General features: G+C 47.9%; 20 protein-coding genes. 10 read left to right on the top strand and 10 right to left on the bottom strand.

Going from position 1 to position 23,422, the window contains the following annotated elements:
* Positions 1-65: 65 nt before the first annotated feature.
* From ybaK to hemB, 5 genes are all read left to right on the top strand, one after another.
* Entirely contained in the window at positions 66-551 is a 486-nt protein-coding gene (ybaK, locus tag ACTHTJ_RS04190; RefSeq protein ID WP_070585395.1) for a Cys-tRNA(Pro) deacylase, read from the top strand.
* Positions 552-566: 15 nt separating this feature from the next.
* Entirely contained in the window at positions 567-1,199 is a 633-nt protein-coding gene (locus tag ACTHTJ_RS04185; RefSeq protein WP_070585392.1) for a DnaJ domain-containing protein, read from the top strand.
* A 3-nt stretch (positions 1,200-1,202) separates the two neighbouring features.
* The gene (locus ACTHTJ_RS04180) at positions 1,203-2,075 is read left to right on the top strand and encodes a DMT family transporter (protein WP_070585390.1); all 873 of its coding nucleotides are present in this window, start codon (positions 1,203-1,205) and stop codon (positions 2,073-2,075) included.
* Between the two features lie 160 nt (positions 2,076-2,235).
* Positions 2,236-2,946 (top strand): DUF6973 domain-containing protein, encoded by a 711-nt coding sequence (locus ACTHTJ_RS04175; protein ID WP_070585388.1) that lies wholly within the window; start codon positions 2,236-2,238, stop codon positions 2,944-2,946.
* A gap of 32 nt (positions 2,947-2,978) precedes the next feature.
* Positions 2,979-3,980 (top strand): porphobilinogen synthase, encoded by a 1,002-nt coding sequence (hemB, locus tag ACTHTJ_RS04170; RefSeq protein ID WP_070585386.1) that lies wholly within the window; start codon positions 2,979-2,981, stop codon positions 3,978-3,980.
* Positions 3,981-4,169: 189 nt separating this feature from the next.
* Here hemB and lipA read toward each other — a convergent pair whose 3' ends face one another.
* The 3 genes from lipA to ACTHTJ_RS04155 form a co-directional block, all read right to left on the bottom strand.
* A complete protein-coding gene (lipA, locus tag ACTHTJ_RS04165; RefSeq protein WP_003683323.1) occupies positions 4,170-5,153 on the bottom strand; it encodes a lipoyl synthase in 984 nt (327 codons plus the stop codon).
* A 129-nt stretch (positions 5,154-5,282) separates the two neighbouring features.
* Positions 5,283-5,885, bottom strand: coding sequence for a lipoyl(octanoyl) transferase LipB (gene lipB / locus ACTHTJ_RS04160; RefSeq protein WP_070843451.1), 603 nt, complete (start codon positions 5,883-5,885; stop codon positions 5,283-5,285).
* On the bottom strand, positions 5,885-6,160 hold the full coding sequence (locus ACTHTJ_RS04155; protein ID WP_049328369.1) for an HP0495 family protein: 276 nt from the start codon (positions 6,158-6,160) through the stop codon (positions 5,885-5,887). Before ACTHTJ_RS04155 ends, lipB begins: the two co-directional genes overlap by 1 nt.
* Positions 6,161-6,372: 212 nt before the next feature.
* Between ACTHTJ_RS04155 and lon the strand changes: the two genes are divergently transcribed.
* The 5 genes from lon (at position 6,373) to ACTHTJ_RS04130 (ending at position 11,929) form a co-directional block, all read left to right on the top strand.
* The gene (gene lon, locus ACTHTJ_RS04150; protein WP_070765488.1) at positions 6,373-8,832 is read left to right on the top strand and encodes an endopeptidase La; all 2,460 of its coding nucleotides are present in this window, start codon (positions 6,373-6,375) and stop codon (positions 8,830-8,832) included.
* 185 nt (positions 8,833-9,017) lie between these two features.
* Positions 9,018-9,287 (top strand): HU family DNA-binding protein, encoded by a 270-nt coding sequence (locus tag ACTHTJ_RS04145; RefSeq protein WP_003683413.1) that lies wholly within the window; start codon positions 9,018-9,020, stop codon positions 9,285-9,287.
* A gap of 351 nt (positions 9,288-9,638) precedes the next feature.
* On the top strand, positions 9,639-9,908 hold the full coding sequence (locus ACTHTJ_RS04140) for a FeoA family protein (protein ID WP_070585378.1): 270 nt from the start codon (positions 9,639-9,641) through the stop codon (positions 9,906-9,908).
* Positions 9,909-9,935: 27 nt separating this feature from the next.
* Positions 9,936-11,804, top strand: coding sequence for a ferrous iron transporter B (gene feoB / locus ACTHTJ_RS04135; protein ID WP_036490761.1), 1,869 nt, complete (start codon positions 9,936-9,938; stop codon positions 11,802-11,804).
* Positions 11,801-11,929 carry a FeoB-associated Cys-rich membrane protein gene (locus tag ACTHTJ_RS04130; protein WP_003683546.1) on the top strand — a complete coding sequence of 43 codons (129 nt, stop codon included), beginning with the start codon at positions 11,801-11,803 and terminating at the stop codon, positions 11,927-11,929. The genes feoB and ACTHTJ_RS04130 overlap by 4 nt, the downstream gene beginning before the upstream one ends.
* Before the next feature lie 112 nt (positions 11,930-12,041).
* On the opposite strand, the gene ACTHTJ_RS04125 is transcribed toward ACTHTJ_RS04130, so the two are convergent.
* The 7 genes from ACTHTJ_RS04125 to ACTHTJ_RS04095 all read right to left on the bottom strand — a co-directional run bounded on the left by ACTHTJ_RS04125 (position 12,042) and on the right by ACTHTJ_RS04095 (position 23,421).
* Complete coding sequence (locus tag ACTHTJ_RS04125) at positions 12,042-12,695, bottom strand: DUF1287 domain-containing protein (RefSeq protein WP_049333815.1); 654 nt, start codon at positions 12,693-12,695, stop codon at positions 12,042-12,044.
* A gap of 222 nt (positions 12,696-12,917) precedes the next feature.
* A complete protein-coding gene (gene mpl / locus ACTHTJ_RS04120) occupies positions 12,918-14,294 on the bottom strand; it encodes a UDP-N-acetylmuramate:L-alanyl-gamma-D-glutamyl-meso-diaminopimelate ligase (protein WP_070585376.1) in 1,377 nt (458 codons plus the stop codon).
* 401 nt (positions 14,295-14,695) lie between these two features.
* Complete coding sequence (locus tag ACTHTJ_RS04115) at positions 14,696-15,034, bottom strand: P-II family nitrogen regulator (RefSeq protein ID WP_003683576.1); 339 nt, start codon at positions 15,032-15,034, stop codon at positions 14,696-14,698.
* Positions 15,035-15,123: 89 nt separating this feature from the next.
* Positions 15,124-16,908 carry a dihydrolipoyl dehydrogenase gene (gene lpdA / locus ACTHTJ_RS04110; RefSeq protein WP_070585374.1) on the bottom strand — a complete coding sequence of 595 codons (1,785 nt, stop codon included), beginning with the start codon at positions 16,906-16,908 and terminating at the stop codon, positions 15,124-15,126.
* A gap of 77 nt (positions 16,909-16,985) precedes the next feature.
* The gene (aceF, locus tag ACTHTJ_RS04105; RefSeq protein WP_107810998.1) at positions 16,986-18,590 is read right to left on the bottom strand and encodes a dihydrolipoyllysine-residue acetyltransferase; all 1,605 of its coding nucleotides are present in this window, start codon (positions 18,588-18,590) and stop codon (positions 16,986-16,988) included.
* 144 nt (positions 18,591-18,734) lie between these two features.
* Entirely contained in the window at positions 18,735-21,398 is a 2,664-nt protein-coding gene (gene aceE / locus ACTHTJ_RS04100; protein WP_070585369.1) for a pyruvate dehydrogenase (acetyl-transferring), homodimeric type, read from the bottom strand.
* Between the two features lie 592 nt (positions 21,399-21,990).
* The gene (locus ACTHTJ_RS04095; RefSeq protein ID WP_377072842.1) at positions 21,991-23,421 is read right to left on the bottom strand and encodes a tetratricopeptide repeat protein; all 1,431 of its coding nucleotides are present in this window, start codon (positions 23,419-23,421) and stop codon (positions 21,991-21,993) included.
* Position 23,422 lies beyond the last annotated feature (1 nt).

The following is a 23,422-nucleotide window of genomic DNA, read 5'->3' as shown; positions in this document are numbered from 1 at the left end:
CATTGCAGTTGTTTACGTTCCACATTTAAGAGGGGCCGTCTGAAAAGGATGGTGGGAAACAACCCATGAGTAAAGCAGAATATCCGGTTACGCAGGCAGTACGCTTTTTACGCAGTAAGAAAATCGATTTTGTCCCTTATGTTTACGCGTATGAAGAACATGGCGGTACAGCGCGTTTTGCCGAATGTACGGGCAAGCCCGAGCATCAGGTCATCAAAACAATCGTTCTGCAGGATGAGCATAAAAAAGGCTTGGTTGTTTTAATGCACGGCGACAAACATATTTCCACCCGCAATCTGGCGCGTGAACTGGGCTTGAAACACATCGAGCCGGCAACGGCGGATCAGGCGGCGAAATGGACGGGCTATTTGGTCGGCGGGACGTCGCCGTTCGGTATGAAAACTGCGTTGCCGGTTTATGTGGAAGAAAGTATTTGGGCTCTGGACGAGATTTTTATCAATGGCGGCAAGCGAGGGTTTATCGTGGGCATGAAGCCTGAAAACCTGCGGACGCTCAATCCGCAAAATGTTCATGTTGCAGTCGATTCATAAAGGATAGGAATACAGATGGAACAATTAAATTTATACGAAATCTTGGGTGTATCTCAGGATGCTGATATTAACGTTATCCGCGAGGCTTACGGTAAATTGGTGGCCAATCCGGATATTCAGAAAGATGCGGAGCGGTTTAAAGCCATCGGACAGGCGTTTGAAGTATTGTCTCATCCGGAAAAACGTCTGGCTTATGATGCGGCTATGCAGTATGAACGTCAGGAAGTCAAAGATAATAGCTTCAATGATACGGCAGCCAATCATACGGCAAACTATAATACAGGGAGCAATAATACGGCGGCGAACGTGGTCAATACGTCCAAATCCGAAGTGAAAAACTATGTTTTTATTGCCTATGTCACATATGCGTTGGGCTTGTTTATTTGGTTTACACCCGTCGTCGGTGTGATTTTGGCGTTTATCAAACGCGATGAAGCGCAAGGCAGCATTTACGCCAGCCATATTGATTATCTGATTAAGACATTTTGGGTGTCTTTGATTGGTATGGTTTTAGGGATGCTGACCATACTTATCTTAATCGGTTGGCTGATTTTGGCGGCAACCGGTGTTTGGCTCATTTATCGTGTAGTCGTCGGATTGATTAAACTGAATGAAGATAAGCCTGTTTCCACTCAAGGATGGTTTTAAAGCATGGCATATTTATTGGCAAGTATCGTTTGCAGCGTGTTGGTTTCCGTATTGCTGAAAGTGGCGCGCAAGCAAAAAATCAATATCGAGCAGGCGGTAGCAGTGAACTATATCGTTGCCGTCACTTTGACCATGCTGGTGTTAAAACCTGATTTGAGCAATCCGCAGGTATTTTTGCCGACTTGGTGGCTTTTTGCGGCCTTGGGCATCTTGTTGCCAAGCGTGTTTGTCATTATGGGCAAATCCGTCGATGCGGCAGGTATCGTCAAATCGGATGCGGCGCAACGCTTATCGCTGTTTCTGCCGATTGTCGCTTCATTCACGCTTTTCCATGAGCAGTTGACCGAAGGCCGTCTGATCGGTTTGGTATTGGCATTTACGGCACTGTTTTTCTTGCTTTGGAAAAGCGATGGCGGCAAGAAATCCGGTGGCTTCAGCACGCAAGTAATGCTGCTTTTGGGCGTTTGGTGCGGCTACGGCGTCATCGATATTTTGTTCAAGCAAGTGGCGAAAAGCGGTACCGCGTTTGCCGGTAATTTGCTGGTGGCGTTTTGTTTGGCCGGTATCTTGATGTTTGGCTACCTGTTTGCCAAAGGAAGCAAATGGACCAAAGAGGGCATAGTGGGCGGTATGATTTTAGGCTGCCTGAACTTTTTGAATATTGTTACCTACATTTCTGCACACCAAATCATGAAGGATAATCCGACATTGGTATTTGCCGGTATGAATATTGGTGTGATTGTTTTGGGTACGCTGATTGGTGCGGCAATATTTAAGGAAAAAATCAGCAGCATTAATGCAGCTGGTATCAGCATTGCTATTTGTTCGATAGCCTGCCTGTTTTACTGGCCGCAGATTCGCAGCTTACTGGGTTAAAAATACTCAGGCCGTCTGAAAGTTTTCAGACGGCCTTATTTTTATTATAAAATAGCCATTCATGCGCCGATTTGTCCGTATGGAAATTAATTTGCGCTTACGGGCGTTTCTATGTTAAACAAAGAAGTTGAACTCACACAATAATATCGATAGTTACATCATGAAACATATTAAAAAACACATTCAATGCGCCGTTCTCGGCATGCTGGTATTGTCCGGCTGTCAATCGTATCAGGAAGATCAAAGCCGTCGCAGTAAAATGGCTCAATTCGCGCTTAACCATCCCGTAGCCGCCCAAGTTATCGGCATGGAAGACGAAGGTTTAATCAATATGACCAGCAATGCCACACGCTTTGCCGAGCGTTCAGGTTTGGATGACAAAGCAAACGGCGACAGCAGGGGAACACAAGTCAATGCCGTACGCCAAGCATTGTGGCAGGCGGCGATTGCTTCCAAATTCGACAGCATTATTGCAGAAAAAGCAGGTAATGCGCGTCTGACGGATATGGAATTGCGTGAAGGTAAAGATGACTACTTCAGCCGCTACCTTGCCGACCAAGCGGTCGATCAGCGCAACAACCGTATCGGCCGCAGTATCGGCAGTGCCAAGCCTGACAGCGATATGAAAACGCTAGCGGCAAGCATTTTGTTCTACTACAACAAAGTAGGCTTATGGACGGCTTCCGAAGTGAAAAACCGTTGGCACATCAAACAGGAAAAACTTTCAGACGGCCAGTATGCCGAGGCATTGAAAAATATCGCCCAATTGGATCAAAACGGTATGACCGAACAGGAACGTAGCGGTTATAAAACCGATACGCTCAGCGAAATCAAGCGTTCGGTTAAGGCCATGCGTCAAGTCGAAGACTGATTTTAAGACTTCATCATTTAAAGGCAATTATTATGAATTTCCCTCCGCGTTATGTCTCAAACACCCGTATGCGCCGTATGCGTAAAGACGATTTTTCACGTCGCCTGATGCGCGAGCATACTTTGACAGCAGATGATTTGATCTATCCGGTTTTTGTATTGGAAGGCCAGAATCAGGAAGAGGCAGTCCCGTCCATGCCCGGTGTCAAACGCCAAAGTTTGGACAAATTGTTGTTCACTGCTGAAGAAGCATTGAAGCTCGGCATTCCTATGCTGGCTTTGTTTCCCGTGGTAACGCAAAACAAAACCGAGCTTGCAGAAGAGGCTTATAACCCTGAAGGCTTGGTACCGACAGTAGTAAGAACCCTGCGCGAGAAATTCCCAGAGTTGGGTATCATGACCGACGTTGCCTTGGACCCTTATACCATTCACGGCCAAGATGGTTTAACCGATGAAAATGGCTATGTCCTCAACGATGAAACCATTGAAGTTTTGGTAAAACAGGCTTTGTGTCATGCTGATGCAGGCGCACAAGTCATTGCCCCATCAGACATGATGGACGGACGTATTCTTGCCATCCGTGAAGCCTTAGAAGATGCTGGACATATCCATACGCGCATTATGGCGTATTCGGCAAAATATGCTTCAGCGTTCTATGGCCCGTTCCGCGATGCTGTTGGCAGCTCCGGTAATTTGGGTAAGGCAGACAAGAAAACCTACCAAATGGATCCTGCAAACACTGATGAAGCCTTGCACGAAGTAGCATTGGATATTCAAGAGGGCGCAGATATGGTCATGGTAAAACCGGGTCTGCCGTATCTGGATGTCGTCCGTCGAGTCAAAGACGAGTTTGGCGTACCGACTTACGCTTACCAAGTTTCCGGCGAATATGCCATGCTTCAGGCTGCCATTCAAAACGGCTGGTTGGATGGTGAAAAAACCATTTTGGAAAGCTTATTGGCATTCAAACGCGCCGGTGCTGATGGCATTTTGACTTACTATGCGATTGAAGCGGCAAAATTGTTGAAGAAGTAAATAAAGAAATAAATTAAAAAGCGGCAAACAGTGTTTATTCTGTTTAGCCGCTTTTTTGTATTGCTTAAGATTGGCTTAATAGAAACCGACTAAAGTTCATTTTTTTAAAATCTAAAGAGTTTTGCATAAATAAAGGCCGTCTGAAAAACAGTTTCCTGATTTTTCAGGCGGCCTTATATGATTTAAACCTTAGTGATGGCTGCAACCGCCGTGGGTTTCACGCAAAGCTTCGGCTGCTTGTTCGTCAGCGTGGTAGCTGGAACGAACCATTGCGCCGATGGCGGCATTGGTAAAGCCCAATTCGTATGCTTCTTTTTCAAAAACTTTGAATTGGTCGGGCGTTACATAGCGCAAGACGGGCAAGTGGCCGTCTGAAGGTTGCAGATATTGGCCGATGGTAATCATCTCGATATTGTTGGCACGCATATCGCGCATGATTTCGCGCACGTCCTCGTCTGTTTCGCCCAAGCCGACCATGATGCCGGATTTGGTCGGAATATGGGGCATCATTTCTTTGTAGCGGCGTAGAAGCTCGAGGGAATGTTGGTAGTTGGCACCTGGACGGGCTTTTTTATACAGGCTTGGATGGGTTTCCAAGTTGTGGTTCATCACGTCGGGTGGCGTTTCTGCCAAGATTTCCAGTGCGATGTCCAGACGGCCGCGGAAATCGGGAACAAGGATTTCGATTTTGGTATTCGGGCTGGTTTCGCGGATGGCTTTAATGCAGTCAGCGAAGTGTTGGGCGCCGCCATCACGCAGGTCGTCACGGTCGACGGAAGTGATTACGACATAGCGCAGGTTCATGGATTTGACGGATTCGGCCAAGTGTTTAGGCTCGTCAGGATCCAACATATTGGGGCGGCCATGGCCAACGTCGCAGAACGGGCAGCGGCGGGTACAAATATCGCCCATGATCATGAATGTGGCCGTACCCTTGGTAAAGCATTCGCTGATATTTGGACAAGATGCTTCTTCGCATACAGTATGCATTTTTTGTTCGCGAAGAATATTTTTGATTTCAAAGAATTTCTTGCCCGGTAATTTGGCGCGGATCCATTCGGGCTTTTTCAATTTTTGTTCCAATGGAACCACTTTAATCGGAATGCGTGCAGTTTTGTCTGCACCTTTTAGTTTGATGCCGCGTTTGGGGTCGTTTTTTACTTCTTCACTCATGGTGATGTGTTCTTTCTGTCGTTATAAAGGCCGTCTGAAAAGCTTATCGTAGTCTTTATGACCTAAGGGCTTGTGGGTTCAGAGGGGCAGTTAAAAGATGGTGTTGGGGTCGAATATTTTCAGACGGCCTTATGCCAGCTCTTTTTGTAAATGCTTGGTCAGTTTATCTGCAACTTCTGCCAAACTGGGTGCCGGAGAGACAAAGTCGGCAATTTGGGTCATTTCCATACCGGCATAACCGCAGGGGTTGATATGGGTAAACGGACTTAAATCCATATTCACGTTAAGCGCCAAGCCGTGGTAAACGGAACCGTCTTTGATACGCAGGCCCAGGGAAGCGATTTTACGCTCGCCGACATAAACGCCGGGACGTTTTGGATCGGCTGCTGCTTCGATGCCGTATTCTGCCAAGGTGGCGATGATGCTGTTCTCAAGTGCGGAAACGATATGGCGCACACTGGTCTTACGGCGTTTGAAATTGATCATCGTATAAACGACCAATTGGCCGGGACCGTGGTAGGTAATTTGACCGCCTCTGTCAATTTGGACAACGGGTATATCGTCGCGAATGAGGAGGTGTTCAGGTTTTCCGGCCAAGCCCTGGGTGAATACGGGCGGATGTTCGACCACCCATAATTCGTCTTCGGTGTTTTCGTCACGCGAGGCATTAAATGCCTTCATGGCTTCGAAAGTCGGCAGGTAATCGACCAAGCCTTTGTGCACGATTTTCATTACAGCACCACTTTTACCAATTCGTGTGAAGTCAGGTCGCGGTAGATATTGTCGAGCTGCTCTTGGTTATCAACATTTACTTTGACGGTTGCGCTGGTGTAGTTGCCTTTGCTGCTTGGGCGCGTAGTAATGTGGTGCGGCTCGGTGTCGGGAGCGTGTTTACGCACGGTTTCCAAGATGGCGGATTCAAATTCGGGATGAACTGCGCCCATGACTTTTACAGGAAAGGTGCAAGGGAATTCAATTAATGATTTTTTTTCGGTTGAGTCTGTCATGGTTTACTACCTTGTTTGGTTAGCCAGGGCCGTCTGAAAAGTTTTCAGACGGCCCGAAATCCGATATATTTTATCGTAAACGTCCATATCGGGCTATAAAAATGATGTTTTCGAAAATAGGTGCGGATAAGCTGTTTTCAAGTCTTGAAATGCAGCGCTTCAGCCCAATTTTGAGCTACATTCTGATTTAACAATGATTGAGATTATTAACTATGCCGACAAAAGACAAATATTTCGAGGAATACAGTGCGCTGGCTACCTTGCCTTTACGCGATGTCGTGGTGTATCCGCATATGGTATTGCCGCTGTTCGTCGGTCGTCCTAAATCGATTGCGGCCCTTGAGGCGGCAATGGCCAATGATGATCCGGTTTTCCTGTTGGCCCAGCTTGACCCTAATACAGAAGACCCTAAAGCTGAAGACTTGCACCAGACCGGTACGGTTGCCCAAGTTTTGCAGGTTTTGAAGCTGCCTGACGGTACCGTTAAAGTATTGGTAGAAGGTATCCGTCGTGCGCGCGCGTTGACGGTTGATGAAACAGGCGGATTGTTTTTGTCTCATGTTGAGGCGATTGATGAGAATAGCGACAAAGACAATCCTGAAATTGAGGCCTTGCGCCGTACTCTGCTGACTCAATTTGAGCAATATGCGAAGTTGAACAAAAAAATTCCTGCCGAAGTTATCAGCACCATCAGCAGTATCGATGACAACAGCCGTCTTGCCGATACTATTGCCGCGCATTTGCAGCTGAAATTGGAGCAGCGTCAATATGTGCTGGAGACTGCCGGTATTGTTGACCGTTTGGAATTTCTACTGGCGCAGTTGGAAGCCGAACTCGACATCATGCAGGTTGAGAAACGCATCCGTGGTCGCGTGAAACGTCAAATGGAAAAATCCCAACGCGAGTATTACTTGAATGAGCAAGTGAAAGCGATTCAGAAAGAGTTGGGCGAAGAGGACGAGCGCGACGAGCTGGATGCGCTGGAAAACAAAATCAAAGAAGCAGGCATGAGCAAAGAGGCTGAAGAAAAATGTCTGTCTGAATTGAAAAAACTGAAAATGATGCCGCCGATGTCTGCGGAATCTACTGTCGTGCGCAACTATATCGATACTTTGCTTGAGCTGCCGTGGAAGAAAAAATCCCGTGTCAGCAAAGATATTGCCAAGGCTGATTTGATTTTGAATGCCGACCACTATGGTTTGGAAAAAGTCAAAGAGCGCATTTTGGAATATTTGGCTGTTCAAAAACGTATGGACAAGCTCAAAGGCCCGATTTTGTGTCTGGTTGGTCCTCCGGGGGTGGGTAAAACTTCCTTGGGTGAGTCGATTGCCAAAGCCACAGGTCGCCAATATGTGCGTATGGCCTTGGGCGGCGTGCGTGATGAAAGCGAAATCCGAGGCCACCGCCGTACCTATATCGGCTCTATGCCGGGCAAAATCCTGCAAAACATGGCGAAAGCGGGTGTGAAAAATCCATTGTTCCTGCTGGATGAAATCGACAAGATGGGCAGCGATTTCCGCGGTGATCCGGCCAGTGCATTGCTTGAAGTGCTGGATCCTGAGCAAAACAACAAGTTCGCCGACCACTATGCCGAAGTCGATTATGATTTGAGCGATGTGATGTTTATTGCCACTTCAAACAGCTTGAATATCCCGACTCCGCTGCTTGACCGTATGGAAATTATCCGCCTGTCCGGTTATACGGAAGACGAAAAAATCAATATCGCCATGCAATACCTTGTGCCGAAACAAATGAAGCGCAATGGTGTGAAAGAGGGCGAGTTGGTGGTTGATGAGAGTGCAGTGCGCGATATTATCCGTTACTACACCCGCGAGGCCGGTGTCCGCTCGTTGGATCGCGAAATTGCCAAAATCTGCCGCAAAGTAGTGATGCAGGTTACTTTGAATGAGGACAAGAAAAAAGCGTCCAAATCCAAAACAGTAAGCAAGGCCAAGCCTAAAGCGATTAAAGTTACTGAGAAAAATCTGCATGACTATCTGGGCGTGCGCCGTTTCGACTATGGTGTGGCCGAAAGCGAAAATCGCATCGGTCAGGTAACCGGTCTGGCTTGGACCGAAGTCGGTGGCGAGTTGTTGACCGTTGAGGCGGTTGCCTTGCCGGGCAAAGGTACGATTCAATGCACCGGCCAACTGGGCGATGTCATGAAAGAATCGGTATCGGCCGCATGGTCGGTTGTCCGTTCACGTGCTGAATCAGTGGGTCTGGCTCCTGATTTTTACGAGAAGAAAGACATTCACGTCCATGTACCTGAAGGTGCGACGCCGAAAGACGGTCCGAGTGCAGGTATCGCCATGACTTTGGCGATGGTTTCTGCCTTTACCAAAATTCCGGTGCGTGCAGACGTGGCGATGACCGGCGAAATCACTTTGCGTGGCGAAGTCTTGCCGATTGGCGGTTTGAAGGAAAAACTGCTGGCTGCTTTGCGTGGCGGGATCAAGCATGTATTGATTCCAAAAGACAACGTCAAAGATTTGGAAGAAATCCCTGAAAATGTCAAAACCGGTCTGACCATTCATCCGGTCAAATGGATTGATGAAGTGTTGGCTTTGGGTTTGGAAGCTCAGCCTGAGCAATGGGCGGCTGAATTGGCGGTTGACGAAACTCCGCAAACTTCTAAGACGAAGTCAAGAACAAAAGCAACTAAGCATTAAGTTGGCCGTCTGATGTTGCAAAAAATGTGGTTTTGCCCTGAATGCCCCAAAAATAGGGCAATTCCACATTTTTTACTTGACATGATAATTTCAGAATTGCTATAAAGTGCGTATGTGCTTTAAAAGTGCTTAAGACCCGAGTATTCGGGCATTTCATCATTTTTTACGATAGGAAGGGACTAATTGTGAATAAGTCTGAATTGATCGAAGCAATTGCTCAAGAAGCCGGCATTTCCAAATCTGCTGCGCAAAAAGCTTTGGATGCTACTACTAATGCCGTAACCAACGCGTTGAAAAACGGCGACACTGTTACTCTGGTCGGTTTCGGTACTTTCTACGTCGGCGAACGCGCCGAACGTCAAGGCCGCAACCCTAAAACTGGCGAGCCTTTGACTATTGCTGCTGCTAAAACTCCTAAATTCCGTGCCGGTAAAGCATTGAAAGACGCTCTGTAATTTAGAGTCTTTCCCTGAATGGGAATAAAAAACCGATTTGATTCGGTTTTTTATTTTGAAGGCCGTCTGAAAGTTTTCAGACGGCCTTTGGTTTGTTGAGTGTATAAAAAGGCTGAAATCCTAATGATAAAAGGATTTCAGCCTTTTTAGTTTATCTTGTTACATTTGATTTTTACATTAATAAGATTTATCATTAGCAAAGAAAATAACAATACTCAAAACAAACCGCACTTATTGAAAGAAGTAGCGAATAGCCACTCATAACCAACCTTTCAAATGTGCCACACATTCGTCAGCACTTCTCACATTTCTAATAATCTGATTTTTTAAAACAAATGAAAAGAGAGGCTTATGTCTGCTGTTCCTTTGTCGCGCCTGAAAAAAGGCGCAGTCGTCCATATTGATTCTATTATTTCCAACCCTGTTTTTGGCGAATTGGATTCCTTGGTAACCCGTCGTCTTGCGGATTTGGGTTTTTCCAGCGGAATGCCGTTGCAAGTGATTGCAGTGGGTGGTTTTGGGAGAGGCCCGTTTGCGGTACGTTTGGGTAACCAATCCCAATTTTCCCTGCGTTCGGAAGAGGCCGGGAAGATTATGTGTCGTATCGTTGAGGCCGTTTAAGGCCGTCTGAAAGAATAAGGAAAAATGATGGAACTAAGCTATTTTGCCTTGATTGGCGCGCCAAACTGCGGCAAAACCGTTTTGTTCAACGGTTTGACCGGCTCACATGCCAAGGTTGCCAATTATCCGGGCGTAACTGTCGATAAGCGCGAGGGCGCCTTCCTCGACGACGAGGCCGTCCGCATTATCGACCTGCCGGGCACATACAGCCTACGCACGACCAGCCCCGACGAAGCGGTGGCGAAAGATGTAATGGTAGGCAAGATGGGCATTCCGCCCGATGCCATTATTGCCGTTGCCGACGCGACCAACCTGCGTATGACCCTGCGCATGATTTTGGAACTGAAAACGCTGGGACTGCCTATGGTGGTGTCGCTGAATTTGAGCGACGTGGCCCGCAAAAGGGGCTTGAATATCGACGCGGCCAAACTGAGCGAGTTGTTGGATGCACCTGTTTTGGAAACAGTTGCAGTGAGCGCGTCGGGTGTACAGGCTGTACGCGAAGCCGTGGCGAAGCTGCCGCGCAAACGCTCTTTCCCCGCAAACCCCGCCTCTGCCGAACGCACGCTCGATGCGCTGGATAGCGACAAACTTTATCAAGAAGTCGAATCGATTTTGGCACAAGTGGTACGCACCCAGATGACGCTGCCCGCATGGCACAAAAAACTCGACGACATCGTGCTGCACCCCGTCTGGGGCATGATTATGCTGCTGGTCATCCTGTTTATGGTGTTCCAAGCGGTTTACACATGGGCGGCGCCGATTATGGACGCCATCGAAGGTGGCTTTACCGCGCTGGGCGAATGGATAGGCGCCAACATGGAGCCGGGCATCCTCAACGATTTGCTGGTCAACGGCGTCATTGCCGGTTTGGGCAGCGTGTTGGTGTTCCTGCCTCAGATTACGATTTTGTTTGCCTTTATCCTGCTCTTGGAAGACTCAGGCTATCTGCCGCGTGCAGCCTTCCTGCTGGATAACATCATGGCAAAAAGCGGTTTGTCCGGCCGTTCGTTTATTCCCCTTTTGTCCAGCTTTGCCTGTGCCGTTCCTGCCGTGATGTCGGCGCGTACCATTAACGACCCGCGCGAACGCCTTGTTACCATCGCGGTTGCGCCGTTGCTGACTTGTTCCGCACGTTTGCCAGTGTATGCGCTGATTATCGCCGCTGTTATTCCTGACCGTACAGTGGGTGGGATTTTCAACCTGCAAGGCCTGACATTGTTTATTCTTTATATCGTAGGCATTCTGTCGGCTGCATTGGCAGCGTATATCATGAAACGCTTGGCGCGGATGAAAGGCAATGTGCAACAATTCCCACTTTTGATGGAATTGCCGACTTTCCGTACGCCTAACTTCAAACACATCATGACCAGCTTGTGGGATAGGGTAAAAGCCTTCCTGAAGCGTGCCGGTACCATCATTTTTGCGTTGGCCGTGGTTCTGTGGGGCTTGGTAAGCTGGCCGCAACCGCCTGAAGGCGCAACCGGTGCCGCCATCGATTACAGCTTGGCAGGTACGCTTGGTCATGCTATTCAGCCGTTTTTTGCACCTTTAGGCTTTACTTGGGAAATGTGTATCGCCATGATTCCGGGTATTGCCGCGCGCGAAGTGGTCGTTGCCGCTTTGGGTACTGTTTACGCCGTCAGCGCGTCGTCTGAAGATGCGGTACAAAACGCTTTGATTCCTATTATACACAACAACTGGGGCTTGCCGACCGCCTTTGCCTTCTTGGCTTGGTATGTGTATGCTCCGATGTGTGCCGCGACTTTGACCGTGATTAGACGCGAAACCAAATCCACGAAAAATATGCTTATGATTACAGGCTATTTGTTCCTGATGGCTTATTTTGCCGCATTCGTGGTTTACCAAATTTCTTCAAGGATACTATCATCATGACTCAATATATTATCGTCGGCTTGATTATGCTCGCCTGCGTATTCTTCCTCTTGCGAAAATTCGTGTTCAAACCGAAAAAACGCGACTGCAGCAGTGGCTGCGGCAAATGTGGTGGTTGCGGTTAAATAAAGAGGGTTAGGTAAGTAAAAGGCCATCTGAAACTGTTTCAGACGGCCTTTTTTATTGCTCTATGGCTTTTCAGATGCAAAACTAGTATTTAGAGCTTAGCACCAGGATTTATTGAACGGGAAGTCTGAAATGTCCGGTAATGGTGTAGCGGTAGAGGACATCGTCTTCACGGGTTCCTGAACCGATATTATGGATAATCAGGGGCCTGTCTCCGATTTTTCGATCGGAGACGATACCGATATGGGGACGGTTGCCTTTCAGTTCCCAAGTTACAATATCGCCAGCTTGATAGTTTGTATCTTGAACTGCCCAGCCTTGACGCGTGAAATAAGTCATTAGGTTAGGTACGCGGCGGTGGTCAATATTGGTATCAGGTTGTTTCAAACCCCAGCGTTTCGGATAGACGGAAAAGTTGCGGCTCATGTCTTGATGAACAAGATCTTGCAAATCTATATTTTGGTCGCGCAAGGCACGGATAATGACGTCTGTGCAAACGCCTTTTGATATCGGCACATCTCCCATCGGATAAGTGAGCTTCGTGTAAGCTGGGTCGTAACGAAGGGTTTTGCCGATTTGGTTGCGCGCAGATTGTACGATTTTCGGTGATGGTCCTTTGGGTTCGGTAATTTTTTGTTGTAGGAAATCGGTATTAATACTTAGGATAGAATTGTGATGACGAGCAAAAAATACAACTGTTGTAATCAGAAGGATAGAAAGCGCAATACTGAGAACTATGGGCTTAAAGGCTATTTTGTGTTTCATGATATATGCACGGCTTAGATGTTGTCTGCATTATTATCAGATTTTTGAGTGGGTTGGCAATGCATAATGGAAAAATGGTCTTGAGCAAGTATGTACGGGCAAATAATAGATGAGTGTTATTTGGGTATTACCAAAACATTTTTTGTAAATATAGATTTTAAATTGGCATATGATAAAAGGCCGTCTGAAAACTTTTCAGACGGCCTTAGTTATTGGAGAAGGCTATTTCAATGCTTCTAACAGCTTCCCGTGTATTCCACCGAAACCGCCGTTGCTCATGACCAAAATATGATCGCCTGCTTCGGCATTTTTCACAATTTCGGCAACAAAGGCATCGAAGTCTTTGCCTACGTGCAGTTTGTCACCTAAAGGCGCGAGGGCTTCGGCGACGTCCCAGTCCACGCCACCGGCGTAGCAGAACACTTGGTCGGCATTGTTTAAGCTTGCGGGCAGGGCGGCTTTCATGGTACCGAGTTTCATAGTGTTAGAACGTGGCTCGAGGACGGCGAGGATGCGTGCGTTACCGACGTGCTGGCGCAGACCTTCGATAGTGGTTTCGATGGCGGTCGGGTGGTGGGCAAAGTCATCGTAAACAGTGATGCCGTTTACCGTGCCTTTGATTTCCATACGGCGTTTGACGTTTTTAAATGCACTTAAAGCTTCGCAGGCCGTCTGAATATCGACGCCGGCATGACGTGCAGCGGAGATAACGGCGAGGGCGTTCATACGGTTGTGTTCGCCCATCAGTTCCCACGCGACGTGTCCGACTGTTTCGCCGTGATGACGTACGTCGAACGAGCCGTCGGCATGGACGGTACCAACCTGCCAGCCTTGTTCGGTACCAAATTTTTCTACGGGCGTCCAGCAGCCTTTATCCAGAGTATCTTGCAGGCTTTGCTGTTGGCCGTTGCAGACGATGAGGCCTTCAGACGGCACGGTGCGTACCAAATGATGGAATTGGGTTTGAATGGCGCCCAAATCGGCAAAAATGTCGGCGTGGTCGAATTCAAGATTGTTCAAAATGGCGGTACGCGGACGGTAGTGTACGAATTTGGAGCGTTTGTCAAAAAAGGCAGTATCGTATTCGTCGGCTTCGATAACGAAGAATGGGGATTTTGAGTTAGGGTCTTGGCGCGGGGGTTGTGGCAGACGGGCGGAAACGCTGAAGTTTTCCGGTACGCCACCAATCAGGAAGCCCGGAGCGAGACCGGCATATTCCAAGACCCAGGCGAGCATGGAGGCGGTAGTCGTTTTGCCGTGTGTGCCGGCTACACCGAGTACCCAATGATGGTGTAATACGTTTTCAGCAAGCCATTGTGGGCCGGAAATATAAGGCAGGCCTTTGTTCAAAATGGCTTCAATCACATCCATGCCGCGTTTGGCAACATTACCGATAACGTAAATATCGGCTTTAAATTTGTCCAATTGAGCGGCATCAAAACCTTCGTGTACGTCTATGCCCAAGGCTTCAAGCTGGGTACTCATCGGCGGATACATCTTTGCGTCGCAACCGCTGACTTTAAAACCTGCTTCTTTGGCAATAGCCGCTACGCCGCCCATAAATGTGCCGCCGATACCGATAATGTGGATGTGTTTCATGATAAGACCGTCTTGGGAATGAATTAATTTTAAAGCCGTCATTATAACGGAGTTTGGATAAAGGGGTCGTCTGAAAAGTAAAGCGGCAATAAGAATAGGGAAAAATATGGGGGATTTGATTTTAGAAGTAGGGCGTTGAGGTTTTTAAGAATGGGATTGGGTAATTTATTTTTTGGAAAGAGTTATTTGATACGGTAAAGTCGTTCATGAAGGCCAAGGGAAGCATTGCCTTGAATTCCTCCATACTTGATGGCGTGAGGTTTTCGGTAACCGGTTTACTTGGATAGACTTTAGAGAATGGGGGGGTATTCAATTAATGCCGTCTGAAAAATAAGTCCTGAACAAACCACGCTACGACTTATTTTCAGACGGCATTTGTATTCTGTGTTTTGCGATTTCTATTAAAGCGCTGCTTCCGAGCGTTCACCGGTACGGATACGGATAGCTTCTTCAACCGGATAAATAAAGATTTTACCGTCACCGATTTTGCCGGAATGCGCGGTTTCCAAGATGGCATCAACAGCTTGATCGACTTTATCGTCAGCCAATACCAATTCGATTTTTACTTTAGGCAGGAAATCAACCGCGTATTCTGCGCCGCGATAAATTTCCGTATGGCCTTTTTGGCGGCCAAAGCCTTTCACTTCGCTAACAGTCATGCCGGTAATGCCGATTTCAGTCAGGATTTCGCGTACATCGTCGAGTTTGAAAGGTTTGATAATAGCTTCGATTTTTTTCATATTGAGTCTCCTTATTTGTGAAAAGGCCGTCTGAAACATTCAGACGGCCTTTGTTCCATCAAGTTCGTTCAAATTTTATTTGAGTGAACTTATTTCTTTTTCTGAGCAGGCAGGTCGGTACATACGCCCAATGCCACTTCCGCAGCCATACCGATGGATTCGCCCAGGGTTGGGTGTGGGTGGATGGTTTTACCGATATCGGCTGCATCACAGCCCATTTCGATGGCCAAGCAGACTTCGCCGATCATATCGCCGCCGTTAGGGCCAACGATACCGCCACCGATGATGCGGCCAGTTTCAGCATCAAAAATCAGCTTAGTGAAACCATTGTCGCAACCGTTGGCAATTGCACGGCCGGAAGCAGCCCATGGGAAGTTGGCTTTGGTGATTTTGCGGCCGGAGGTTTTGGCAGACAACTCGGTTTCGCCAACCCATGCCACTTCAGGAGAAGTGTAGGCAACGCCCGGAATAACACGCGCGTCGAAGTAGGCTTTGTGGCCGGCACAGTTTTCAGCGGCAACGTGGCCTTCGTGCACGGCTTTGTGTGCCAACATCGGTTGACCGACGATATCGCCGATAGCGTAGATGTGCGGCACGTTAGTGCGCATTTGTTTGTCCACTTCGATGAAGCCGCGATCAGTTACAGCAACACCGGCTTTCTCAGCGCTGATGAGTTTGCCGTTAGGCGCACGACCGGCAGCTACGAGTACGGCATCGTAACGTTGTGGCTCTTTAGGCGCATTTGCACCTTCGAAGGTAACGTAAACGCCGTCTTCTTTAGGCTCGACAGCAACAGTTTTGGTGTTGATCATGATGTTGTCAAAACGGTATTCGTTTTGTTTTTGCCATACTTTAACCAAGTCGCGGTCTGCGCCTTGCATCAGGCCGTCCATCATTTCAACAACATCCAGGCGAGAACCCAGAGTGCTGTAAACCGTACCCATTTCGAGACCGATAATACCGCCGCCGATGATCAACAGTTTGCCCGGTACTTCTTTCAGAGCCAGTGCACCGCTGGAATCGATGATGCGTGGATCTTCAGGAATGAAAGGCAGTTTGGTTACGCGGCTGCCTGCTGCAATGATACAGTTTTTGAAGGCAACGATTTTTTTCTCGCCGGTAGGTGTAGCTTGTTCGTACACTTCGCTGGTCGTCAAAGAAACTTCCAAGTGGTGCGGATCCAAGAATTGGCCGTCACCTTGGATAATGTCTACTTTACGGCCTTTAGCCATGCCTGCCAAACCGGTAGTCAGGCGGGAAACAACGCCGTCTTTGTAGCCGCGCAGCATGTCGATATCGAGTTCAGGCTCAGGGTATTTGATACCGTTGGCAGCCAAGTGGCGTACTTCATCGATAACGGCAGCATTGTGCAACAGTGCTTTGGAAGGGATACAGCCGACGTTCAAGCAAACGCCGCCCAAAGTTTTGTAACGTTCAACGATAGCAACTTTCAAGCCTTCGTCAGCAGCGGCAAATGCAGCAGAATAACCGCCAGGGCCGCCACCCAATACGACTACGTCGTATTCGGCATCGGCAGAGCCGCCGAATTGAGCAGCTTGAGGGGCAGGAGCGGCTGCTTTAGGTGCTTCTTGTGCAGGAGCAGTAGGCGCTTCGGCTTTAGGAGCAGCAGCTGCACCTTTGGCCTCAACGACAACAATCAAACCGCCTTCAGAGATTTTGTCGCCCACTTTAACTTTAACTTCTTTGACTACGCCTGCAACTTCGGCAGGTACGTCCATAGTCGCTTTATCGGTTTCCAAAGTAATCAGGGTATCGTCCACGGCAATGGTATCGCCCACATTTACTTCAACCGCAATAATATCTACATTTTCGTGACCGCCAATGTCGGGCACTTTTAATTCAACTAAGCTCATGTCTAATCTTTCTGAATGATGTTCGGACTTCTTTTTTCAGACGGCCTGAGTAAAAAGGCCGTCTGAAAATGCTCGGATTACAGAGTAATGCGGCGGAAGTCTTTCAACAGGTTAGCCAGGAATACGGTAAAGCGCATACCGGCGGCACCGTCGATGACGCGGTGGTCGAAGGACAGGCTCAATGGGCACATCAGGCGAGGAGCGAATTCTTTGCCGTTCCAAACCGGTTTGATTTGGGATTTGCACACACCCAAGATGGCGACTTCAGGAGCATTCACGATCGGCGTGAAGCCTGTGCCGCCGATACCGCCCAAGCTGGAAATGGTAAAGCATGCGCCTTGCATTTCTTGCGGTTTGAGCTTGCCTTCGCGGGCTTTTTTAGACAATTCGGTCAGCTCTTGGCTGATTTGTTTCAAGCCTTTTTGGTCCACGTCTTTGATGACTGGAACAACCAAGCCGTTTGGCGTGTCTGCTGCGAAACCGATATTGAAGTAGTTTTTCAGCACCAAGTTGTCGCCATCCAGAGAGGCGTTGAATTCAGGGAAGGCTTTCAGCGCAGCAACAGAGGCTTTGATGATGAACGCCAATGGGGACAGTTTCACGCCTTCGCGTTCCCATTCTTTGTTCAGCTGTTTGCGGAATTCTTCCAATTCGGTCATGTCCGCTTCTTCGTGTACGGTAACGTGAGGAATCACAACCCAGTTGCGAGACAGGTTTTGACCGGAGATTTTCTTAATGCGTGACAGTTCTTTAACTTCGATGCTGCCGAATTTAGAGAAGTCAACTTTAGGCCATGGCAACAAGTCCAGACCACCGCCCAAAGAGGCAGCGGCAGGTTTGCCTGCACCACTTTGCATAACGGATTTAACGAAGGCTTTAACGTCTTCGCCCATGATACGGCCTTTCAGACCGGTACCTTTGACTTGACCCAAATCTACGCCCAATTCACGCGCCAGTTTACGTGCGGAAGGACCTGCGTGAGCTTTGGCAAACGCAGCTTCGTCGATTTTGGCAGGAGCAGGTGCAGCTGGCGCAGGCGCAGCGGCTGGTGCGGGAGCAGCAGGAGCCGGAGCGGCAGCCGGTGCAGGAGCGGCAGCTTGAGCGGCAGGAGCAGGAGCAGCTGCGGCGGAACCAGCGGTTTCTACTTCGATAATGGCAGAACCTTCAGATACTTTGTCGCCAACTTTTACAAATACGGCTTTAACCACACCGGCTTCGGTACATGGTACGTCCATGGTGGCTTTGTCGGTTTCCAAAGTAATCAGGGTGTCGTCAACGGCAACAGTGTCGCCAACTTTGATTTCAACGGCAATAACGTCTACGTTAGAGTGACCGCCGATATCTGGTACAACAACTTGTACGGTAGCACCACCGGCAGGAGCGGCTGCAGGCGCAGCAGCAGGAGCTTCTGCTGCAGGGGCCGGAGCGGCATCAGCAGCGGCAGCACCGGTTTCAACGGTCAAAATAACGCCGCCTTCAGAGATTTTATCGCCAACTTTAACTTTAACTTCTTTCACGACGCCGGCTGCATCAGCAGGTACGTCCATAGTGGCTTTGTCGGTTTCCAAAGTAATCAGGGTGTCGTCAACGGCAATAGTGTCGCCTACTTTAACTTCTACGGCGATGATGTCGACGTTTTCATGACCGCCGATATCAGGGACTTTGATTTCTACGATACTCATTTGAGTTCCTTTAATATTTTCAGTTTGATGCCATCTAAAAACTGTTTCACACGGCATCGGTACAGTTTGTTCAAACCATTCAAGCATTTGGTTTTCAGACGGCCTGATGTCTGAATGAAGCAAACAGGCCGTCTGAAACATCAATTAGCGTTTCCAGCTAGGAGCTGAATCGGCTTTGATGCCATATTTTTCAATAGCTTGTTGAACGGTTTCTTTGCTGACTTTGCCTTGTTCGGCCAATGCGCTCAATGCAGCAACGGCAACGTTGTAGCGGTCAACTTCAAAGAAGCTGCGCAGGTTGGCACGGCTGTCGGAGCGACCGAAGCCGTCAGTACCCAAGACGTGGTAGTCGTTAGGGATGTAGGCACGGATGCGGTCAGCATAGCTGCGGATGTAGTCGGTAGCGGCAATAACCGGACCGTCATGACCTTGCAGTTGAGAAGTAACAAACGGTACTTTTGCAGTTTCCAATGGGTTCAGACGATTGAAGCGTTCCACTTCGATGGCATCGCGGTGCAGCTGGTTGAATGATGGGCAAGACCAGATGTCTGCTTCTACGCCGAAGTCGGCTTTCAACAATTCGGCACCGGCAATTACTTCTTGCAGGATAGTACCGGAACCCATCAATTGAACTTTCTTGTCGCCTTTGCCGCTGGCTTTCAGCAGATACATACCTTTCAGGATGTTTTCTTCTGCGCCTTCAGGCATGTCCGGGTGAGCGTAGTTCTCGTTCATTAGGGTGATGTAGTAGAACACGTCTTCGTTATTGGCATACATACGGCGCAGACCGTCTTGAACGATAACGGCTACTTCGTATTGGAATGTTGGATCGTAAGAAACACAATTTGGAATCAAATCTGCTTGAATATGGCTGTGGCCGTCTTCGTGTTGCAGACCTTCACCATTCAGCGTTGTACGGCCGGCAGTACCACCCAACAGGAAGCCGCGTGCGTGCATATCGCCGGCAGCCCATGCCAAGTCGCCGATACGTTGGAAACCGAACATAGAGTAGTAGATGTAGAAAGGAATCATCGCAAAGTTGCTGTTGGCGTAGCTGGTTGCAGCCGCGATCCAGTCAGCCATTGCGCCTGGCTCGTTAATACCTTCTTGCAAGATTTGACCGTCGACGGATTCTTTGTAGAACATCAGTTGGTCTTTATCTTGAGGGGTGTATTGTTGGCCTTTAGGGTTCCAAATGCCGTATTGGCGGAACATACCTTCCATACCGAAAGTACGGCTTTCGTCAGGAACGATAGGTACAACGCGTTTGCCGATTTTTTTGTCTTTCAGCAAAGTAGACAGGATGCGTACGAAAGCCATGGTGGTGGAGAATTCACGGTCACCGCTGGATTTCAGTTGGGCATCAAATGCTGACAGTTCAGGCACTTCCAGAACGTCTTGGGTAGGGTTGCGTTGAGGCAGGTAGCCACCCAAAGATTCGCGACGTGCGTGCAGGTATTTGTATTCTTCGCTGTCAGGAGCAAAAGTCAGGTAAGGCAGGTCGCCACTGTCGATTTGCTCGTCAGTTACAGGAATGTCAAAGCGGTCACGGAATTGTTTCAGAGACGCTTTGTCCATTTTTTTGGCTTGGTGGGCAACGTTTTGACCTTCGCCGGATGCACCCATACCGTAACCTTTAATGGTTTTTGCCAAGATTACAGTAGGTTTGCCGTTAGCGTGATTCGCAGCGCGGTCGTAAGCGTTGTAGACTTTTTGAGGGTCATGACCACCGCGGTTCAATGCCCAAATTTCGTCATCAGTCATATCGGCGACCAATGCTTTCAGTTCAGGTGTATTGAAGAAGTGTTCGCGAACGTATGCACCGTCTTTGGATTTGTAAGTTTGGTAGTCACCGTCCAAGCACTCTTCCATACGTTTGCGCAGGATGCCATCTTTGTCTTTTGCCAAGAGGCGGTCCCAACGACGACCCCAGACGACTTTCACAACATTCCAGCCGGCGCCGGCAAAGTTGCCTTCCAGCTCTTGAATGATTTTGCCGTTACCGCGTACTGGGCCGTCCAAACGTTGCAGGTTACAGTTGATGACGAATACCAAGTTGTCCAAGCCTTCGCGTGAAGCCAGAGCAATAGCACCTTGGCTTTCAGGTTCGTCCATTTCACCGTCGCCACAGAATACCCATACTTTACGGCCTTTGGTTTTAGCCAGACCGCGAGATTCCAAGTATTTCAGGAAGCGTGCTTGGTAAATTGCCATCAATGGGCCAAGACCCATAGATACGGTTGGGAATTGCCAGAAGTCAGGCAACAGGTGAGGGTGAGGGTAAGAAGGCAGACCTTTACCGCCAACTTCTTGACGGAAGTTGTTCAGCTGGTCTTCAGTCAGACGGCCTTCAACAAACGCACGTGCGTAGATACCAGGGGCTACGTGGCCTTGGAAGAATACCAGATCGCCTTCTTCGCCTTCGCCTTTAGCTTTCCAGAAGTGGTTGAAGCCGACTTCGTACATAGTGGCGGCTGATTGGAAAGATGCAATATGTCCACCCAATTCCAAATCTTTTTTACCTGCGCGCAAAACGATAGCGGCAGCGTTCCAACGAACGAATGCACGGATGCGGTGTTCGATGTTTTGGTCGCCAGGGATGCCTTTTTCGTCTTCTACGGAAACGGTGTTCAAATATGGAGTAGTGGTGCCGTGAGGCATACGGATGCCTTTGTCACGGCTGTATTTGACCAAACTTTCCAGCAGGTATTGGGCGCGTTCGCTACCTTCATATTCTAAAACAGAGCTTAACGCGTCTAACCATTCTTTGGTTTCAATTGGGTCAACATCGTGTAATTGGGTGGACATAATATCTATCCTTGTGTTGAGTGTTTTTCAATGACGGAGTATTACTCCGATATTTTCGTTTGCGAACAGATGTGAGTTTAAAACGAAAATTCCTAGAGTTAAATTCGAAAAAAGTTTTAATTACTGAAATATTATCAATACGTTATAACCGTTGATAAAAAATCAGAAAGAATTGAACTTTTTACAAACCAGCTAACCTGCAAATGCTATCAGTAATTGGGCAAACTGGCAAATTGTGCTGTAGATATTGATAGGATTTAGAGGTTGAAATTAAGATTTTTTAAAAGAGTTATGTAGCTTGTTTTTAAATCGAGATATTGAGTGGATACAGTAAAAAAGCATCAGATATTTGAGAAAGTTTATTCGAATACGAAAAATATTTTTCAAATTTTGTTGTAAATAGAAAATTAAATTTAGATTATCTGGTTTTTTACAAAGAGAATAGGCCGTCTGAAGACTCTAAAGAGATTAAGGAGAAATGGGATTTGAAGATGGCGATTGTTGAGGAAGGGTAAATGAAAAAAATGACATGTACAGGCTACTTTAGCGCTGACATGTCATTTATGTAGGAAGTTAGAATTTCAGACGGCCTCTAATTATCAGTAGAGCCTTTTTGAGAGAATTGCTTCCATTGAGTCAGAAGCTCTTTGAGAACGTCTTGCTGTTCATGTCCATGTTGGATGGCTTCTTGCAACCAGAAGCAAGCATTGTTGATGTCTTTTTTTACACCCATGCCGTGATAATACAGGCAGGCAAGATTATATTGAGCCATCGTGTCTCTTTGTTTGGCCGCTGCTTCAAACCATTTTGCAGCTTGGGCGTAGTCGACAGGTACGCCTTGTCCGCAGTAATACATCATACCTAGATTGGTTTGGGATTTACTGTGTCCACGTTCTGCGGACTGATGGTATAACTCCAGTGCTTCAGCGTAATTCTGTTTGCGTTTTAAGCCATAGTGCGCTGCAAATGCCAGCTTGTACAGACGCTCGGCTTCCTGACGTTGGAGGGCGATTTCTTTGGTTAGCTCATAGTTTTGCTGGTTATTCAATGCGCTGTCAGACAGAAGTTTTTGGTAAGCGGCAAGATTACCTAAATCAGCCGAGCGTTGATAATATTGGCGTGCGGTGTCAGCATCAACTGCTCGTCCCAATCCGTAGCGATAGATATCACCTAAAAGGCGCAAACCTTCCGGATCATTTTGATCAGCAGCAAATTTAGCGTGCTGATAGGCCTTCTGAGGGTCTCGTTCGGTGTTTTTGCCTAGCAGATAGATTTCGGCAAGTGCTACATTCGCATTGCTGTCACCTTGTGCGGCAGCTTTTTCAAACCATTCCAATGCTTCAGCAGGATTTGATGCGGCTAAGAGTTCCGCAAGAGAAGTTTGCGCTGGAACAATGTCGTAATCGGCGGCAATACGTAAATGTTCGATTGCTTTTTCAGGATTTTGTGCGACACCTTGCCCCAATTTGTATTGGAGACCGAGTTGCCAGTGTGCTGCAATAAATCCCTGTGCAGCGGATTTCTGATAAAGTTTATGGGAATATTCCAAATCAGAAGAGCTGGAATATTGGTAATGTTGGGCTAAGAAGTATTGCGCCTGAGGATTTTGCTGTTCGGCAGCTTTCAATGCCCATTTGACTGCTTCTTGGTCATTGCCATTATCTGCATATAAACGCATGAGGCGTAGTTGTGCTGGGGCTAATCCTTCTTCAGCAAGCTCTTGATAGGCTGCAATGAGTTTTTCTATTTCTATTCCATTATTTTCTTGTAACTGGAGAAGATTATAGCGGGCGTATGGATGACCAGCTCTTGCAGCTTGCTTTAAATATTCAACTGCAATTGCTAAATCTTGAGCATTTTCGTGGTGTTCGATCAGGTATCCTGCCAGTTGAAATGCAGCCTCAACATGCCCGGCTTCTGCTGCCTCGCAGAGCAATGGGATGGCTCGTGCAAAGTCAGGAGGGTCTTGAGTGATCAATTTTTCTGCTAGAAGAAAAGATTCTTCATATTGTTGAGCATTCATC

The sequence above is a fragment of the Neisseria sp. P0018.S001 genome (assembly GCF_051957355.1).
In the GTDB taxonomy this organism is placed as follows: domain Bacteria; phylum Pseudomonadota; class Gammaproteobacteria; order Burkholderiales; family Neisseriaceae; genus Neisseria; species Neisseria subflava_A.
The sequence above is the reverse complement of the archived record's forward strand: the minus strand, read 5'-3'. Positions and strand labels throughout refer to the sequence as shown.